The 18,029-nt window shown below is 55.9% G+C and carries 16 protein-coding genes; 6 read left to right on the plus strand and 10 right to left on the minus strand.

Features of this window, described 5'->3' with window-relative positions; all coding sequences use genetic code 11:
- Nucleotides 1-68: 68 nt before the first annotated feature.
- Complete coding sequence (locus tag BLP93_RS13890; protein ID WP_092123034.1) at nucleotides 69-2,003, minus strand: DUF294 nucleotidyltransferase-like domain-containing protein; 1,935 nt, start codon at nucleotides 2,001-2,003, stop codon at nucleotides 69-71.
- Nucleotides 2,004-2,407: 404 nt separating this feature from the next.
- Between BLP93_RS13890 and BLP93_RS13900 the strand changes: the two genes are divergently transcribed.
- The 3 genes from BLP93_RS13900 to BLP93_RS13910 are packed head-to-tail and all read left to right on the plus strand — an operon-like array spanning nucleotide 2,408 to nucleotide 3,954.
- Nucleotides 2,408-3,004 carry a CvpA family protein gene (locus tag BLP93_RS13900; protein WP_161946340.1) on the plus strand — a complete coding sequence of 199 codons (597 nt, stop codon included), beginning with the start codon at nucleotides 2,408-2,410 and terminating at the stop codon, nucleotides 3,002-3,004.
- Nucleotides 2,967-3,773 (plus strand): nucleoside triphosphate pyrophosphohydrolase, encoded by an 807-nt coding sequence (mazG, locus tag BLP93_RS13905; protein ID WP_092123043.1) that lies wholly within the window; start codon nucleotides 2,967-2,969, stop codon nucleotides 3,771-3,773. The genes BLP93_RS13900 and mazG overlap by 38 nt, the downstream gene beginning before the upstream one ends.
- Nucleotides 3,754-3,954, plus strand: a complete 201-nt coding sequence (locus BLP93_RS13910) for a hypothetical protein (protein ID WP_092123045.1) — start codon at nucleotides 3,754-3,756, stop codon at nucleotides 3,952-3,954. Before mazG ends, BLP93_RS13910 begins: the two co-directional genes overlap by 20 nt.
- 63 nt (nucleotides 3,955-4,017) lie before the next feature.
- Here the strand turns inward: BLP93_RS13910 and cmk are convergent, their stop codons facing one another.
- From cmk to BLP93_RS13950, 8 genes are all read right to left on the minus strand, one after another.
- Nucleotides 4,018-4,725, minus strand: coding sequence for a (d)CMP kinase (gene cmk / locus BLP93_RS13915; protein ID WP_092123047.1), 708 nt, complete (start codon nucleotides 4,723-4,725; stop codon nucleotides 4,018-4,020).
- The gene (gene hisC, locus BLP93_RS13920) at nucleotides 4,718-5,839 is read right to left on the minus strand and encodes a histidinol-phosphate transaminase (protein WP_341844803.1); all 1,122 of its coding nucleotides are present in this window, start codon (nucleotides 5,837-5,839) and stop codon (nucleotides 4,718-4,720) included. Before hisC ends, cmk begins: the two co-directional genes overlap by 8 nt.
- Nucleotides 5,840-5,932: 93 nt before the next feature.
- The gene (locus BLP93_RS13925) at nucleotides 5,933-7,672 is read right to left on the minus strand and encodes a type IV pilus secretin PilQ (protein ID WP_161946341.1); all 1,740 of its coding nucleotides are present in this window, start codon (nucleotides 7,670-7,672) and stop codon (nucleotides 5,933-5,935) included.
- 211 nt (nucleotides 7,673-7,883) lie between these two features.
- On the minus strand, nucleotides 7,884-8,369 hold the full coding sequence (locus tag BLP93_RS13930) for a pilus assembly protein PilP (protein WP_161946342.1): 486 nt from the start codon (nucleotides 8,367-8,369) through the stop codon (nucleotides 7,884-7,886).
- Between the two features lie 170 nt (nucleotides 8,370-8,539).
- Complete coding sequence (locus BLP93_RS13935) at nucleotides 8,540-9,187, minus strand: type IV pilus inner membrane component PilO (RefSeq protein WP_092123057.1); 648 nt, start codon at nucleotides 9,185-9,187, stop codon at nucleotides 8,540-8,542.
- Nucleotides 9,180-9,764, minus strand: a complete 585-nt coding sequence (locus BLP93_RS13940; RefSeq protein WP_092123058.1) for a PilN domain-containing protein — start codon at nucleotides 9,762-9,764, stop codon at nucleotides 9,180-9,182. The genes BLP93_RS13935 and BLP93_RS13940 overlap by 8 nt, the downstream gene beginning before the upstream one ends.
- Entirely contained in the window at nucleotides 9,761-10,819 is a 1,059-nt protein-coding gene (gene pilM / locus BLP93_RS13945; protein WP_092123060.1) for a type IV pilus assembly protein PilM, read from the minus strand. The genes BLP93_RS13940 and pilM overlap by 4 nt, the downstream gene beginning before the upstream one ends.
- Nucleotides 10,820-10,867: 48 nt before the next feature.
- Nucleotides 10,868-11,332, minus strand: a complete 465-nt coding sequence (locus tag BLP93_RS13950; protein WP_092123159.1) for a universal stress protein — start codon at nucleotides 11,330-11,332, stop codon at nucleotides 10,868-10,870.
- Between the two features lie 903 nt (nucleotides 11,333-12,235).
- On the opposite strand from BLP93_RS13950, the gene BLP93_RS13955 reads away from it, so the two are divergent.
- The 3 genes from BLP93_RS13955 to BLP93_RS13970 all read left to right on the plus strand — a co-directional run bounded on the left by BLP93_RS13955 (nucleotide 12,236) and on the right by BLP93_RS13970 (nucleotide 17,217).
- Nucleotides 12,236-13,093, plus strand: coding sequence for a transposase (locus tag BLP93_RS13955; RefSeq protein ID WP_161946343.1), 858 nt, complete (start codon nucleotides 12,236-12,238; stop codon nucleotides 13,091-13,093).
- Between the two features lie 346 nt (nucleotides 13,094-13,439).
- Entirely contained in the window at nucleotides 13,440-16,478 is a 3,039-nt protein-coding gene (gene fdnG / locus BLP93_RS13965; protein ID WP_092123067.1) for a formate dehydrogenase-N subunit alpha, read from the plus strand.
- A 13-nt stretch (nucleotides 16,479-16,491) separates the two neighbouring features.
- Nucleotides 16,492-17,217 carry a 4Fe-4S dicluster domain-containing protein gene (locus BLP93_RS13970; RefSeq protein ID WP_092123069.1) on the plus strand — a complete coding sequence of 242 codons (726 nt, stop codon included), beginning with the start codon at nucleotides 16,492-16,494 and terminating at the stop codon, nucleotides 17,215-17,217.
- 462 nt (nucleotides 17,218-17,679) lie between these two features.
- Here BLP93_RS13970 and BLP93_RS13975 read toward each other — a convergent pair whose 3' ends face one another.
- Nucleotides 17,680-18,003: a hypothetical protein gene (locus tag BLP93_RS13975; protein ID WP_092123071.1), complete on the minus strand. Its 324-nt coding sequence runs from the start codon at nucleotides 18,001-18,003 to the stop codon at nucleotides 17,680-17,682.
- Nucleotides 18,004-18,029: the final 26 nt, after the last annotated feature.

The raw sequence follows: 18,029 nt of genomic DNA on the forward strand, positions 1-18,029 counted from the left end.
GGCATTGTGTTTCAAGCATCATGAGCAACGCATTTGCGTCACTGCGTGGTCCATCATTCCCGCTTCCCTCATACATTCAACTTGAAGGACGATTTCAGATAATTTTGCAGACTGGTAATGACCGAAAAAGCTCCCTTGAGAGTCTGCTTTTCCAATTCGGAAAGTTTCGCCGGGTCCACATGGTTGTTCGGAACAACTCCGCTCTCCATCAGCTTCAGTTGATGGACCAGGCGCATCTGCATCAAAAACTCATATGCTTCTTTGGACTTGCTGTAGAGTTCGCCGGGAATGTGCCCGCCGTCGGCCACTGCCTTGAACCGCTGGAGCGTGTTTGTCTCCCGGATGCCGTGACGCAGGGCCATCAGCCGGGCAAAATCCCAGAAAGGAACCAGACCACGGGATTTCAAATCCAATCGATTCTTGTGTTCCCCGTCGCGCTCCACGATGAAGTTGCGGAAAAAGGACAGCGGCGCCCGCGAGGTAACGCAGTCCTGCGCCAGGTGCCGAAAGAACAACTCCTTGCCCTTCAGTGAACTCGTCAGATGATCACGCAGCCGTTCCGCCAGCGACTTGTCGCCGTATCCGGCCCTGAAATCGAAGAAAATGGTCGAGTGCAACACTTCCTGGGGCTCCGGAACGCTCACCCAGCGGTCAAAGTTGGCGCGCCACCCCGAATAGGTCAGACGCCACTTCGGGTTGGACGCCATGATCTCGCCCGGACACCGGGGAAATCCGCATGCCACAAGATGTTCAATGGCCAGCTGCGAAAATTTCTCGAAATATTGTTCGGCCTTGTCCGCTTCCTGGGCATCCCGCGGATCTGCGTAGATCAAGGCATTGTCCTGATCGGTGCGAAAGGTTTGCTCCTTGCGCCCCTCGCTGCCCATGAGCAGCCAGCAAAAGGGCACCGGGGCTGGACCGAGTTTTTCCTGCAGCATGGTCAGCAGGCGATCCAGGATCATGTCGTTGAGCACGGTGATCACCCGGGTAATGTTGTTGGCCTTGCCGCCTTCCTCGATCAGCGGACGAACAACCATCGGGACGTGCCTGGAAACCTCGTGCAGGCCCTCGAAGGTCCGCTGCGCAAGTATTTCCCTGAACAGGTAGAGCGGCGACTGCCCCTGCAGAACCATAATGTCGTGGCTGGTGATCACGCCGATGATCTTGCCGCCGTCTTCCACGGCCAAGTGGTGGATCTGGTGAGTCATCATGGAGAGCAGGGCATCGAAACAGACAGCATCGGCCGGGATCGTCCGCACCGGGGAACTCATGATCTCGCGCACCGGCGTTCGGTACTCCAAGCCCTTGGCCACCACCTTGGACCGTAGATCCTTGTCCGTGATGATCCCGCGCACCACGCCCTTGGCGTCCTCCACGAGCAGAGAGCCGATGCGCAGCCGGGCCATGTATTCCGCGGCCTTTTGCACCGAGTAGGTTCCCGGAGTGGCTTCCACGTCGCGCTTGATCAGGTCCGTCACCGGAACGCTGAACAGCAACAGCGAGCCTTCGCCCTTGGGCGTCAGCCTCTGACGGCGCAGTTCGGAAAAAGATTTGTGGATGTAGTTTTCCGAAAAGGACTTCAGATAATATTGCGCCAGCCGGATATCCTTCTGAACAAGGGCCAGGAATGACTTCTTGTTCAACAGAAAACAGAAGGTGTCCTCCACCGTTTCCACCGTCATGCTGGCCGGAGCGCCTCGGATGATGCCCAACGCCCCAAAGACGTTTCCCTCGCCTCGAAAGTCCTTCAGCGTCACATCGCCGGATTCGTCCTGCAGGTAGAGCTTCACTCCGCCTTTCTGGATCAAGTAGAGATGAGTGACTTCCGTGATCCCCTGGGTCAGGATGACGGCGCCTTTGGGAAAAAAATCCAGAGCCGCATCCTTTGCCAGCTCTTCCAGAGCTTCTTCCGGCAACTCGTTGAACGGAAGGGTGTTCCGAAGAAAATCCAGAACAACTCCGGAATTGAGCGTGTGGCTTTGCGGGGCTTTTTGCGAAAACATCGGCAGACTCCGGAGAATGGCTCTCTTGTTCAATGCTGGCTATGATATTTTTGATGGTGCGTCATCATTGAAATATTGAAGATGTTTTGACAAGACACCTGTTTTTAGGTCAAAGGCGGAAATCAACCGTCAACAAGATGACAAGAGCGTCTCGTTTCATCTTCAGTTCGGCCATGTGCCATTGAACTGGCTTTTTCAACCTTTCATGTCCACTTCGAAAATGCCGACATGTTGCCCAGGATATCGAAACATGGCAGGTTGAGAGGGATCATTGATCCGATCAACAAGCTGCACATGCTCAAAGATCATGTTTTGATGATGATCTACAATTCTTCTTGATTCCGGCAATTCCTGCAACTGCACACCAACATATTTTTCATGGGATCCAAATGCCGACAACCGACATGAACACACTGGACATCCTGATCCTGATCATTTTGGGATTTGCAATGATTCGAGGACTTTTTCGCGGCTTCATCGGCGAGATTTCCTCCGTCATCGGACTCATAGTCGGTTTCATCCTTGCGAACCGGTACTATGCCCAGCTCACGCCTCTCGTTGAAAGCATACTTCCCGACCCAGGCACCGCCCAGATGCTCAGCTACGCTCTGGTTTTCTGCACCGGGCTCGTAGGCGTGCTCATGGTGGCCTCAGTCTTGCGCCATCTGCTCAGGGTCGTTTTGCTGGGCTGGGTGGACCGATTCGCGGGCGGCGTGATTGGTTTGCTCAAGGGCGGACTGATCTGCGTTCTTCTGGTCCTGCTTCTGACGACGTTTCTCTCTCCCAAGGCCGATATTCTGGTCGAGTCCCGCCTGGCCCCCCAGGTCAACCGCTTTTCGGCTATCCTGGCGGATCTCCTGCCCACGGAGATGCGCCGCCAGTTCGAGGACAAAAGCCAGCCACTGCGCCAGAAATGGCGTGAAAACGTACAGCAGCGCCTGACCCGCGCTCCGGAAAATAGCCATGAACACAGACCACATTGCCTTGCAACGCCTGCGTGACGTTCTGGAACGACTCCTGGGTCCCGGCGGCTGCCCATGGGACCGGGATCAGACTCCTCAAACATTGGCCGACTACTTGGTGGAAGAAGTCCATGAATTGGTGGATGCGATCCGGTCGCACAATACCGAGGAGATGCGCGAAGAACTGGGGGATGTCTGGTTCCTGCTGCTGTTCGTGACCACATGGATGGAACGCCGGGGCCGGTTCACCTTGAGCGAGGTGCTGGATCAGTCCGCGGCGAAAATGATCCGCCGTCATCCTCATGTTTTCGCGGATGCCGAATTTGCGAATCTGGAAGCGCTATGGGCGAACTGGGAAAAGGAAAAGAAAAAGGAAAAAGCCGATCGCGGTCCATTTGAAGGGATTCCCACCGCATTGCCGCCGTTGCTGCGGGCGTACAGAATCCACTCCAAGGCCGCACGCCTGGGCTTTACATGGCAGGATGAAGAAGGAGTCCGGGAGCAGCTGGATCAGGAGTGGCGGGAATGGCACTGCGCGGAAAATCCAAGCGCAGACGGAGCGGACGACGAGGCGGACACAGCTCTGGATGAATACGGGGATTATCTGTTCACCCTGGTGGAATACGGACGACGCAAGGGACTCAAGGCCAACGAGGCTCTGGACCGCGCCAACCGAAAATTCCTGCGCCGCTTTGAACAACTGGCGTCATTGGCCGAAGGCAGAGGAATCGATCTGGAGGAGCTGGATTTGGATGCCTGGAATGCGTTGTGGAACGAGGTGAAAAAAAATGGACCAGACAAAGGTTGATGAAATCCTGAAACTGTGCGCCGAGCTGTCCGTGGAAGAACTCGAACAGCTGTCCAAGGATCTCAAGAAACTGCTGTTCCGATGCCGGGTCCAGGAAAAAATAGACGTCCGTCGCGAGGACATGGCCCAGCGCCTCAGCGAAGCCATGTCGCACCGCGCGGACAAGACCGGAGATCAGTGATCAGCATTCTTGATTGCTCGCGTTAGTTTCCCTGTGAGGTTGCGTGTTCACGATGGCGTGTTTTCACGCATCTGCCGCTGGAAGGCGTGCTACGATCTGAACGATCCTTTCGGCGACCGCCTCCGGAGTCAAACCCGCCGTGTCGATGATCACGGCATCAGCCGCGGGCTTGAGCGGAGCGATGGTCCGGTTGCGATCCTGATCGTCGCGTCGGCGTAAATTCTCGGCCAGGGCGTCCAGGTCCTCCTCCACGCCCATTTCCTTGAGTTGCAGCCAGCGCCGTCTGGCTCGTTCCTCGGGTGCGGCTTCCAGGAAAAACTTGAACTTGGCCTGGGGAAACACCACGCTGCCCATGTCCCGCCCCTCGGCCACCAGCGGAGTTTCAGCGCCGAGACGCTGCTGGGCCTGCTTCAGTATCTCCCGGACCACGTCCAGCCGGGCCAGGTTGGAAGCCCACATCCCCACCTCCTCCTGCCGAATCTCCGCGCCCAGCGGCTCCCCGTTGAGCAGCAAGGCGGACTCTTCGCCTCGACCTTTCACGGCGAACCCCAACCCGGCCAGACCGTTCCGCAGATCAGCCTCGCTCCTGGTCCAGCTTTGTGGCCCCAGGTGCAGAGCAAAGGCTCGAAACATGGCTCCGGTGTCCAGATAGGCTATGCCCAACCTTGCCGCGACCATCTTGGCCACAGTGGTCTTGCCCGATCCGGCCGGTCCGTCCAGGGTGACGATCAGAGGTTGGTCAATAAAATGTTCGCGGGATTGTTCAGCCATGGAGCACGGCCTCTATTTCCCGGATAAAAATCTGATTTTCCTCTTCAGTCCCGATGCTCACCCGCAGGTATTCATCCAAGCCATAGCTTTTCAGCGGCCTGATGATCACTCCTCGCCGCAGCAGTTCCTGGAAGACGTGCTGCGCCGACAATTCATTACGGTTCGCGCGGCCAAGCTTGAAAAGCAGGAAATTGGCCTGCGACGGGAAGACGCGGCATCCCATACGTTCCAGTTCCGTGGCCAGATATGTCCGTCCGGTGATCACGCAATCCAAGGTAGCCCTGGTGAAATCGATATCTTGCAGCGCGGCCGTACCGGCGACTTCCGCCAGAATATTCACGCTGAACGGCGGCTTGACGCGGATCAGGGCATCCGCCAGCCAGGGCGGCATGACCCCGTATCCCAAACGCAGTCCCGCCAAGCCGTACAGCTTGGAAAATGTCCGGAGCACGACCACGTTGGGCATATCCTTCAGACGCGGCAACAGGGTATATTCATCCATGGGCCGTGCGAAATCCATGTACGCTTCATCGACAACCAGCAATACGTGCGGGGGCAGCTGTCCGGCCACGCTCTCCAGTTCCTGGACCTCCGGCGCATATCCGGTGGGATTGTCCGGAGTGGTCACGAAAACAACGGCTGTTTCCTCCGTGACGCTTTGCAGCATCCTGACCCAGGGAAAATGAAAATCCTCATCCAGGGGAATGGTCCGCACCTCCACGCCGCACAGTCTCGCCAGGAGACGATACATGCTGAAGCTGGGCTCAAAGAGCAGGACATGGTCCTTGCCCGGTCTGGCCTTGACCCGGATCAACAGGTCGATGATCTCGTCCGAACCGTTGCCGGCCACGATCCATTCCTCCGGCACATCCAGATGACGGGCCAGGGCCGCGCGCAAGTCGGGGCTGCCCGAGCGCGGGTATCGGAACACGCCGCCGATATGTTTGGCCAACGTCTTTTGAACCAGGGGAGAAACACCCAGCGGATTCTCGTTGCTGGCCATCTTGATCACGCGTTGCAGGGCATATTTCTCCCGAATTTCATCTATGGACAGTCCGGGACTGTAGGGGCTGAAGTCTTTGATCTCTGGACGAACAAAGGTATCTGATTGCACAATATTCTCCATAAAAAAGCCCAATGGCGCCTGCCGACAAGCTCCACCGGGAAATTGGGCGAAGTTACCCCTGCAGGGTACAGCGCGTTCGTGTTACAAAATGCTCGGTCGGATAAAAATCAACAATTCCTGATTTCTTGATCGTTCGGAGCGGCTTTTGAAGAGCCATCCCAAACCGGGAATATCTGCAAATCCTGGAACGCGATTTTCCAACCGATCTTCGGTACTTTTGAGCACTCCTCCAAGGACAAGGGTCTGGCCGTCTTCAACCATCAGTCGCGTCCGTGTCGTCTTGGTATCTATGTCGCTTCCCACGGGATTGTCGTCCCTGATCTCCAAGTCCAGAATCAAATTATTGTTTGGCGTGATTTGGGGGATGACAGAGAGCATGAGCACTGCGTCGACGTAGTCGGTCCGGGTGCCGCGCTCATCAGTAACCTGTATCGCAATACGCGTGCCCTGCTCAATCTGGGCGCGTTGATTGTTCAGAGTGACGACCCGCGGTGAGGATACTGTCCGGGCAATGTTCTGGAGCTCCGCCAACTGCAGTTGCGCGTCCAACGTAAACATGTCCGGCCCCATGAGCTTGGAGATGAAGCCGCCTATTCCAAAGGTCGGCGCCATTGCTAACGGCGTATTGACCAGATATCCTGACTGGGCGACTCCGGCTCCCGGAGGTGGCGGAAGACTGCCCGCCCCGCCGTACAGACCACGATGATACCGCGTGGAAACTGTCTCAATGCCGCCTCCCCATTGGATGCCCATGCCACGCTGAAAATCTTCCGTTGCATAGACCACTCGGGCTTCGATAAGCACCTGGCGCTCAGCTCGGTCCAATCGATCGACCGATCCCTGAATTTCTCTGATCCGCGATGGAGAATCCGTGACTATCAAGGTGTTGGTCCTGGGATCGGAGCTCAGCCTGCCCCTCTCGCTGAGAAACGGACGTGTGCGGACATCCATCTCGGCGGCTGTGGCGTAATTGACCTGAATGTAGGCCGTTTGCAGCGGTTCCAGGCGTTGGATGGTTTCCTCGGCCTGCATGGCTGCTTCCCGGACCCGGCGCACCTGCTCCCGCTCGGATTCCAGCTGCTGGGCCGTGCTGATGCGCAGGATATTGCCACGTACCACCATACCCAGGTTGCGCTGAAGAAGAACGAGATCCAACACCTGATCCCAGGGTACGTTGTTCAGTTTCATGGAAATCCGGCCGCCGACCCCGGCGTCCAGGATTAGATTGTATCCCGCCACCTCTCCGATCAGCCGCAAAACATGCTCCACCTCTGCATTCTGCAAATCGATGGAAATCGGCTCGCCGAAATACTCATCCCGCATGCCGGGAAAGAGGGTCTCTTCCAACACCGTCGGCATTGCCGCAGTGTCCCGTTGCAGCGCATCCCGCTGGATGCCACGAGGACTCGACACGGTCGGCGCTGGCCCCCTTGCAGGAGGTTCAGGCTTCGTCTCATCGACAAATCTCAACATCACCCTACCGGGGAATGCTTCGGATTCGATGATTACCGGGCTGGTGGCGGTCAGCAGCACTTCGAGCCCTTCCATGGTATTGCGGAGCAAGGCGCTTTTTACTGGATGGGCGTAACCATGCAGTTGATGCAGCTTGGTCAACGCGGGCGGACTGACGAGATTCGGAAAAACAATCCGAATTTGCCCGGGCCGGGCTGGCGCAAGTTCCCATGTCGGCTTCCATGATGTCTCTAAGTTGACGCCGATTGTCGCGTCGTCATCCTGAAAAAAAATCACCCGTCCCAATTGGTTGCGTGGCGGCTCGGCTACCGGCGCCAATGTCCGCGGCAACGAATCAGAATCGGGCAATAAATTCTGGTTAACAAAGGCAATTTCCGGGGTTGAAGCTGTTCCAACTCCCTCGGACAGATTCACTTCGGCGTGTGCCGGGGAAGTATGTAAGGGTTGCGTTTTTGCGGTGCAGCCAAATAATACCGTAATGAGAAATATTATCACTGCCGCCGCCAGATTGAAACATGCCGAGGCTCGGTTGCCTGCACCAAGCGGAGTTCCCTCGAAACTACGAATCATGACCATCTCCCCGGCTTGGATTCAACCTGAGTATGATTTCCCTGGTCTGCTCCCGTCCTGCGATATCCCGACCTTGTTCCACGATGACAACCTCTCCCGTCGTTATTTGATGCACAGCGCCTCCATATTGCCCAACAAACATCCCGGGCCGAAGAACATACCCCTTGCCGTCGGGCATTTCGACCATGGCGGCCAGTCCCCGCTCCGGAAACAGTTCATTCCAGAGGATGCCCACGACTCGTAGCTGAGTCGCCTCGACACGTTCCAAGGGAGTGAGGGCTCGCTGCGGGATCTGCGGCTGAAAGCTTTCCTCGGGGGGAATGGGACGGACAAAAGGACGAAACGGATCCGGCTTATCGTCAGGCCTGTACCAGTAGCCGTCAGGAGTCTGCAGCCAGAGCGGCAACTCCAGAGCTGTTCCCATTAAATCAGGTTCAATGTTGTTGGTGTTTTCGTCTGCGTCACTATCAAACAAATTGGCTGATCCCGGCGCTATGGACATGAATATGACCAACATCGCCATGACCAGAGGGAACTTCATGCTTGTATACGAAGATAAAGCAAATTTATTCAGAAAATTACTCATTATGCTCATTAAATAGAGTTGATCAGACTTATCCTGATTCTGGAGCGAGCGAAGCACGGCTATCGCCGCCGTCCGCCCTGCTGTTGTTGGGCCTTGCGTTCCTCGGCGGCCTTGATCTCCTGCTCGGTTAGTGCGCGGTACACTTGAATGCTGCTTTCGGCTGTAAGGGTTACGGGACCGACGCCGGCCGCGGTTGCGGCGTTCGGCTGCAATCGCAGACGATCCAGACTGACCAGCCGGTCCAGGCGCGACATTCGATCAAAGAAAGTGATCAGGTTATGGAATTCGCCTCGCATTCGCAGTTGGACCTCCCGTGATGCGTAAAAATCATGCGCCACCTCGCTCCCCGGCTGAAACAGCAGAAACTCAACCCCCACATCCATTCCCAGCCGCTCGATGGCCGCCAGAAGCCGCTCGCGTTCCTGCGCGTCTGCGGGAAGCAGCATTTTGGCCAACAGCAACTCGTACTCGCGGGCAGCCATTTCTTCCTGCAACTCCGGCAACCGGGCGGCCAGGCGTCGATTGGCCGCGATGGAGTTTTCCAGACTCTGGATCTCCTGCTCCAGCTGCGTTGTCCGCTCCAGCTTGGGCATGAAGGAGAAAAAGGCGTAACCGCCGAGAGTGCCGACGACCAGAACGATCAATATCAACAGTTTGTGGAGCTTGCTCAGCGTCTCAAGACGTTGCGTCAGGGCCTGGCTATCCATAATTCGCCTCCCGTTGATAATACTCGTCAGGCGGCGGGCCAAAGGTGATCCGGAAGTGAAATTCCACCAAGGTCAACCCCTGGACTTCGCGGCGCAGAGTCCGCTCGGTCACGACTCCCCGCACGAAATCGGAGGTCCGCAAGATCTCGACATATGCTGCGAACGACTGATTATCCATGGCCACGCCCTTGAGCTGGAGAGCGCCGTTGTGGTCCAACTGGAATGTTTCGAACCAGATCCGGTCCTCGGGAAGCAGTGAGATCAAGGCGTCGATATAGCGTACCGGAAGCGTTTGAATGCTTCGGATGCCGGTGATAATTTCAATCTTGGAGGCAACAGCCTTGATCTCATTCTCCATCCGCCGAACCTGGGCGACTTCGGCTGTCAGCGCCCTGTTTTCAACCTGTCTTGCTTCGTGCACTCTTTCGAGATCGGACAGCTTGGCACTGACCCAAAGATGGGACAAGAGGATGGCGCCGCCCACCAGAACCAAAGCAAACACCAGGGCTCCCAGATCCAGCCGCAGGGTGGATATTCTGGGTCGCTTTTCCGGCGGCAATAAGTTGATGCGGATCATTTTACGGCCTCCCGCAACGCCAGTCCGGTGGCCACGGCGTACTGGGGTCCCACGGCCCGCAGATAAGCGTGATCAAACCGGGAAACGTCCGGTTCGAGTTTACGCCAGGGATCAAGATACTGTACATCCATTTCCAGATCCCTGGCCAGCTTGTCCCGCAATCCGGAAAGCAGGCTTCCGCCGCCCGCCAAAAACAAAGTGGCGGCAGGTTTGGAACCGGGTGACGATCCAAGATAGAAACCGATCAACCGGCGAACCTCGGATGCCCAGGAAGCGAATACGTCGTCCAGCTCGTCTTCCATGGCGGCAACCTCTGTCGCCGGCATCTCGCCAGGGCCGTTGATTTTCATTTTTTCGCATTCGGCCTTGGTACGGTTCAACAGCTTTGCCAGCCGATCCGTCAGCTGCTGCCCACCAATGCTCAATTCCCGATGAAAAACCAACTGATTCTTCCAAACCACGCAGAACACGCTTAAGTGTCCGCCAATATCCAGAAGATAATGGGGCTCATCGGCATATTCCGGGTAATTGAATTCAAAGCAATTGCTCAAGGCAAAGGCGTCCACATCCATCACCCGGACCTCCAGCCCGGCCTTGGTCAGAATGAGAAGGCGCTCTTCCACCTCACGCTTCTTGCTGGCCACCAGGAGAATGTCCGTTGTCCCTTCCTTGGAGCCCAGGCCGAGATTTTGATGGTCCAGATAGACGTCCTGAAGATCGAAGGGAATGTATTGCTTGGCTTCCTTGGCCAGAAAGAGTTCCATGTTTGTCGCGGCCTCGGTGGAGATATTCACTTTCTTGACGATCACCGCATGTCCGGTCATCGCGGAAACGACGCTTTTTTCCCGGATCTCCAGATTTCGCCAGAGTTCTGCCAGCCTGTCCGCGGCCTTTTCTCCCTTGTCCATGTCGCCGATAGCCAGCGGCAGTCGGCCGATCCGGCTCAATTGCGGTTTCTTGCGGCGCAGGTCCAGAGCAACAACTTTGATCCAGCCGCTGCCGAGGTCCACGCCCGGAGGAGGACCTTTTTTTCGGAACTCAATGGTAATTGCCAAGAACTTACTCCAAAAAGACTTGTCTCGCGGCCGAAACCGCGCGCGGGATCATTTGTTTGGAAAGTGAACGGCGCAGAATGGTCGCAAGGTCAACACAGGACAATTGGCGGCTTTGACGACCTTTTCCGCGACGGATCCGAACAAGATCCGGTCAATGCCCTTGCGGCCGTGGGTCCCCATGACGATCATGTCCACATTTTCCTCGTCCGCGCATTTGACGATTTCCTCCGCGGCATACCCGCTGACCACGCGTCCGGTTACGCTCACATCCGGAAGGTATTGGGAAATGAACGCTTCCATGCTCTGCTCGGCACCGGTGACTATTTCGCCGACAAAGGTCTCGATGGAGTTCGGAGGGACATGGAAGCTGACGTACTGGTTCAATGAAGGGGCCGAGTACAACAAAATCACTTCAGCGCCAAAGGCCTTGGACAGTGAATGCGCATACTCCGCCACCATGGGGCTGACTTCAGAAAAATCAATGGCGCAAAGAATTTTTTTCATCTCTACCATCACCATTACCTCCTGCGTTAGATGCGGACCTGGAATACGTATGGCATACTCGGTTCAGTTTGGTAAACCATGTTTCTGGTGGGCAGTTTCTGCAGGCGCCTCAGGGGATCCATACCTTTAACAAATTGAATGCCAAGTTCTCCTGAGTCGCGGCCCGGAAACAGAAAAGGAATTTGTAGCAACATAAATTATTATTTGAGTCCATGCTAAATTACCTGAAACCGATAATGCGTTCATTTGCCACTAATGTCCATTTTTTTCCCGCTTGCTGGTTTCAGGGTTGGCAAAGCGGCCTTACGAGGCTGATCATCATTTTCAGGCATCGGTTTCGATCAGCTTGATTTGAATTTCGGAATGCAAAAAATATTGAAAAAGCTTCAAAACTAGCGCACATTGCAGCGAGAAGAAGCGTAATCCCGGCGATGCCTCAAGCGTCGCCGGCTTTGGGACCTATTCGGGCATCGACGTTGACGTCCGATCATTATGTAAAGAATCGATCTCTTTCCATTGCCGAAAAACGCTCGCACTTTCAAGTATCCAGTCAAAAAATGCTGCGAGGCGAGCGAGGCATGACAATGCCGGGTGATTGCCAGGAACGTTAAGCGTATCCAGGATTTTCTTTTATTTCATGGCAACTACGCAGCCAAGTTCGATGAAAACTGGAACGAGTCCGGGTTGCCCTGATTTTGCGGTCTCGCATGTTTGACTGGGCCAGGATCGTTCACCGAACCATTGCCGGACGCCTGGAGCACAAAATGATGTTTATTCGAGCAATGGTTCGAAGTTACGAAGCCGGAGAAGGAGTTTGCGAGGCCGCAAAATCAAGGCGACCCGGACTCAGCTGAATAGTTGCATTTCATGCGAAAATCTCTGTCGTTTTTAAGAAAAACTGGAAGCCAGGTCATGCGTATTGCCGATTACGAAAAGCACATTCAGTCCGAGACCAGCGCTCGCCGGTATCTGTTGAAATTCTGCTGGAAAAACCACCAGCGCTTCTGTCCCCGCTGCAGACAACGCAGGAATTATCCCTTGACCGACGGCCGACGCCGTTGCGCCCAATGCGCCTACACATATCATGACTTTACCGGCCGCTGGATCAACAATTGCGACCTGAAAAGCCGGGAGTGGCTACGACTCATCAAACTCTTCGAACTCGACCTGACTGTCCTGGCCATGACCAAGGAGATGGATCTGGCCTACAACACCGTCTACAAGGCCATCACGACCATCCGTTGCGCCATTGCGGCCAATGCCATCGATGCGCGGGATTTTTTCGGCTCTGAGCGCAGCATAGAACTGAAGACCTCCGGAAGGGTTCTGACAGTTAAGCCCTGCAGCAATCTTACGACCCCGGTCTTCGGAGTAATTGAGCATTCCGGACTGGCTTTTGTCGACCTCGTGCCGGGCTTGCATCCGGAAACGGTCTTCCATTTCCACCAGAACTTCGGCCTGCGCCTGGGCCACTGGGGAAAGACATATTTCAGCGCACCGTATCAACGCTACCATGCCCTGCTGTTCTGCTCGCCCCAACCTCCCCCCAGGTTCATGGAATTCGCCTTGTCTCCGGAAACGGGCGAAACAACAAAAACACCAGAGTTTTTAGGCTACCTCCTGGGCAAGATTCGCCGCTACCGCGGCCTTTCTCCGGAAAAATTCCCCCTGTACGTCAAGGAACTGGAGGCCCGCTACAACAATCGCGACCAGGATATATTCGAATTGTCCGCAAGCCTGCTTTGCCGGTTTGTGCCAAAATTTGCGTAATCAGAACAGTTGTTGACCTGCAGTCCATTTCATTCCATTATTCGATATAGGATCGAAACCATTACACCCTGGATTGAAACGCTATGTCCCCGAACCAACCCCTTGCATCAACCCTGCCTTTTTTCGGGCTCGGCTTTCAGCTCGAACCGCTGTTGGTGCGGACGAAAGTTCGGCTTCGTAATGCTTTCTTGCGGGCGTGCCGGAGCATATTGCTTCATTTTCATTTAGCCGGCCATAGGAACATGATTTTCTGCCAGGCCTATGGATACGATCTTTTGGTTTTTCAGGCTCGGGAAATACGAGGTCAGTGAGTTCTTCCGTCAACCGTTTCAGGTAAGGAGGCTGTATGCAGATTACCCGCAGAAACTTTTTAAAATTCTCGGCCGTGGCCGGCTCGGCGCTGGCCTTCGGTGGTTTGGGGTTTGATCTCAAACCCACCGTAGCCAGGGCGCAGTTGCTGAAACTGCAGGAGGCCAAGGAAACAACTTCCATTTGCTGCTACTGTTCCGTGGGCTGTGGCTTGCTGATTCACACAGCCCAGAGCGGACCCGACAAGGACCGGGCCATCAACATTGAAGGCGACCCGGACCATCCCATCAACGAAGGTTCGTTGTGCGCCAAGGGCGCGTCATTGCTGCAGCTTGTCGAGAACGAAAACAGAATTTCCAAAGTCCTGTACCGCGCCCCCAACTCCGACAAGTTCGAGGAAAGATCCTGGGATTGGGCTCTGGACCGAATTGCCCGGAACGTCAAGGATGCCCGTGATCTGACATTCATTGAGAAAAACGCCATGGGGCAGGTCGTCAACCGCACCAACGGCATCGCCCATACCGGCTCCGCAGCTCTGGACAACGAGGAGTGCTGGTATCTTTCATCCCTGATGCGTTGCCTTGGCCTGGTGTACATAGAACACCAGGCCCGGATCTGACACAGCGCCACTGTAGCGGCTCTGGGAGAGTCGTTCGGACGCGGTGTTATGACCAATCACTACATCGACCTGATGAACAGTGATTGCATTCTGATGATGGGCGCCAACCCTGCTGAAAATCACCCCATCTCCTTCAAGTGGGTGATGAAGGCCAAGGAAAAGGGCGCCACCCTGATCAACGTCGATCCCCGCTTCAACAGGACTTCATCCAAGTCCGACCTGTACATGCCCATGCGCTCCGGAACGGACATCCCGATTCTTGGCGGCATGATCAAGTACATCCTGGACAACGAGCTGTACTTCAAGGACTACGTCCTTAACTACACCAACGCCAGCTTCCTGGTAAATCCTGAATTCGGTTTCGATGACGGACTGTTCACCGGTTTCAATCCCCAGACTTCGACCTACGACAAAACCACCTGGTCTTTCCAGATGGATGACCAGGGCATCCCCAAAAAAGATCCCAGCCTCCAGGATCCGAACTGCGTCTTCCAGCTGATGAAAAAGCACTACGAGCGCTACACCATGGATATCGTCGTTGAAACGGCGGCTACGCCCAGGGATCAGCTCGAAGAGTTCTACAAGACCTTCGCGGCCACTGGCGCTCCGGACAAGTCCGGGACCATCATGTACGCCATGGGCTGGACCCAGCACACCACCGGCGCGCAGGTCATCCGCACCATGGCCATGATCCAGCTCCTGCTGGGCAACATGGGCATGGCCGGCGGCGGCGTGAACGCCTTGCGCGGCGAATCCAACGTTCAGGGTTCCACGGACCAGGCGCTGCTCTTTCACATCATTCCCGGCTACAACCCTGCTCCCCGCTCCACCATGGCCACCTTCGCGGATTACCAGAAAGCCACCACCCCGGTGACCAACGATCCGAAAAGCGCCAACTGGTGGCAGAATCGGCCCAAGTACGTGGCCAGCCTGCTCAAGGCCATGTACCCCGATCAGGATCCGGACGTGAGCTACAACTACATGCCCAAGCTGGATCCCGGCCAGAACGCATCCTGGTTGGTTCTCTTCGACCACATGCTCCAAGGCCAGTTCAAGGGCTACTTTGCCTGGGGGCAGAATCCGGCCGCCTGCGGCGCGGACTCCAACAAGACCAGAAACGCTTTGGCCCAGCTGGACTGGCTGGTGGTGGTCAACCTCTTCGACAACGAAACCGCCTCCTTCTGGAGAGGCCCGAACATGGACCCGGCCAAGGTCAAAACCGAGGTCATCGTCCTGCCGCCCGCGGTCTGGTGCGAAAAGGAAGGCTCCATTTCCAACTCCGGCCGCTGGGTCCAGTGGCGCTACGCCGGTCCCAAGCCCATGGGCGACTGCATCCCTGACGGCGACATGGCCCTGGAGCTGGTGCGCAGGATCCGCGCCCTGTATGAAAAAGAAGGCGGCGCTTTCCCGGATCCGATCATGAACTTCAACACCGCGGGCGTTACCAATCCGGACAAGAAGTTCCCGCACGACTTCGATCCGCACCGCGTGGCCAAGCTGCTCAACGGGTACTTCGTCAAGGACGTGAAGATCGGCGACACCACCCATAAGGCTGGAACCCAGGTTCCCAACTTCACCGCGCTCCAGGCCGACGGCTCCACTGCCTGCGGCAACTGGGTCTACAGCGGCTGCTACACCGAAGCCGGAAACATGATGGCCCGCCGCGACAAGACCCAGACCGAAATGCAAGCCAATATCGGCATCTTCCCGGCCTGGTCCTGGGCTTGGCCCTTGAACCGACGCATTGTCTACAATAGGGCCTCCTGTGATCCGCAGGGCAAGCCCTATGCTCCGCACAAGGCGGTCATCGCCTGGGACGGCAGCAAGTGGGTAGGCGACATACCTGACGGCGGATGGGCGCCCGGAGAACGGCACCCCTTCATCATGCAGGCTGAGGGCGTTGGCAGGCTGTTCGGACCGGGAATGGCCGACGGCCCCTTCCCGGAACACTTCGAGGCCATGGAATGCCCCTTCGAAGAGCATCCCTTCTCCACCCGGCTGCACAACCCAACAGCCCTTGAATTCGTGGGCGAGGCCGTCAAACGTGCGGTGTGCGATCCTCGCTATCCCTTTATCGGCACGACATACCGGGTGACCGAGCACTGGCAGTCCGGGGTCATGACCCGCTGGACTCCCTGGTTGATTGAACAAATGCCGCAGAACTTCGTGGAGATTGATCCGGAACTGGGCAAACTCCGAGGCATTGAAAGCGGCGACTTGGTAATTGTCGAGAATATGCGCGGCCAGATCAAGGCCGTGGCCATCGTGACTCCCCGGCTGCAACCGATGAAGGTCATGGGCCAGACCATCCACATGGTCGGAACCACATGGCACTACGGCTGGGTTCATCCAAGAGACGGCGGGGATTCAGCGAACCTGCTGACACCGTCGGTGGGCGATCCCAACACCTTCATCCCAGAGACCAAAACATTCATGGTCAACATCAGAAAGGCTTAAGGAGGAGTGCGCGATGCAAGGTAAAACATTCTTTATCGATCTGACCAAGTGTACTGCCTGCCGGGGCTGCCAAGTGGCCTGCAAGCAGTGGAAAAAACTGCCGGCAGAGGAAACCAGGAACTGGGGTTCTTTTCAGAATCCCAAGGATCTGACCTTCAATACCTATAAACTGGTTCGCTTTACTGAAGTCATGGAAGGGGAGAAATTCAGGCAATGGTATTTCTTCCCGGATCAATGCCGCCATTGCATTTACCCGCCTTGCAAGATGGTCGGGGACATGTACGACGACAAAGCTATTCTTCAGGATGAAGAAACCGGTGCCGTGCTCTTCACTGAGCATACCCGGAATCTGGATTTCGAGGAAATCAGGATGTCCTGCCCCTATGACATTCCACGCTTGGACGAGGACTCGTTGATCCAAAGCAAGTGCGATATGTGTTTCGACAGGGTCCAGAACGGCATGTTGCCGGCCTGTGTTCTGAGTTGTCCCACGGGAACCATGAACTTCGGTGAACGCGACGCCATGATGGAACTGGCGAACAAGCGTCTCGAAGAAGTCCGCAAGATCAGACCCGAGGCGGTTCTTGCCGATGCGCGAGACCTGCGGGTGGTCTTCCTTTGCGAGGAAAGTCCGCGCGCATATCACCGATATGCCGTGGCATCCGCGGACGTACCGACTATCAGTCGCAAAGCCGCGTTGGCCAAGGTGGTTGCACCGGCCAAACGGATATTCGGGTAATCAGTTTCGGGACCGCATCAAGCGGTCCCGGGACTTTCTCTTTTTCGAAACAAAGGCCGGAGCCCTCAGGGGCTCCGGCCTTTGTCATTTCAGTCAGGAGCAATCAGATTATGCGCTAAGAGTACGAAGGTTGGGTTCGTCTTTCGCGGCCTGCCTCTCCCTTCGTGATCTTCGTGCCCTTCCTGGAGATAAAGAGACGTAATTATTCAGCATGTTCTAAAGTACACAAATTGTCCGGCTTGCCTTGATTTTGCGGTCTCGCATGTTTGACTGAGCCAGGATTCGTTCATCAAACCATTGCCTAGCATTTGAAGCTCCAAATGCTGTTTATTCACGCAATGGATTGATGTTGCGAAGCCGGTGCGAGGCCGCAAAATCAAGGCAAGCCGGACCTCAGCTGAGTAGTTACATAGAGTCTACATGGACTCAGAAAAACATGTTGCACAGAAATTGCTGAAATGGCTATGAAACTCTTTCAAAAGCGATGGGGCCGACGCCGGGTATCACTATCCGCAACGTTGACCTGTCCACGATCTCTCCGACGATCACTCCTCCTGTCTGCGTATGCAGCCAAAGCTCCCCGTCCCGTTGCTGCCAGCGAAAGGCGACCATGTCCATGTCCGTTTCCCATGTTCCCTGTCCGGAAGGTTTGAGTTCCAGCAGGATAAACAACGCCGCTTGCGAAGAGCTTTGATATTTTCCCTCCAGGTACGAAGGATCCGCGCAGGCGCCGCTGAATAATGCGACACACGCCAGTGCAACGAACATGAGCCAAAATTTTCGCATGGAGTACCTCGCACAACCGCCGGCGA

It is taken from the genome of Desulfonatronum thiosulfatophilum, assembly GCF_900104215.1.
Lineage (GTDB): Bacteria > Desulfobacterota > Desulfovibrionia > Desulfovibrionales > Desulfonatronaceae > Desulfonatronum > Desulfonatronum thiosulfatophilum.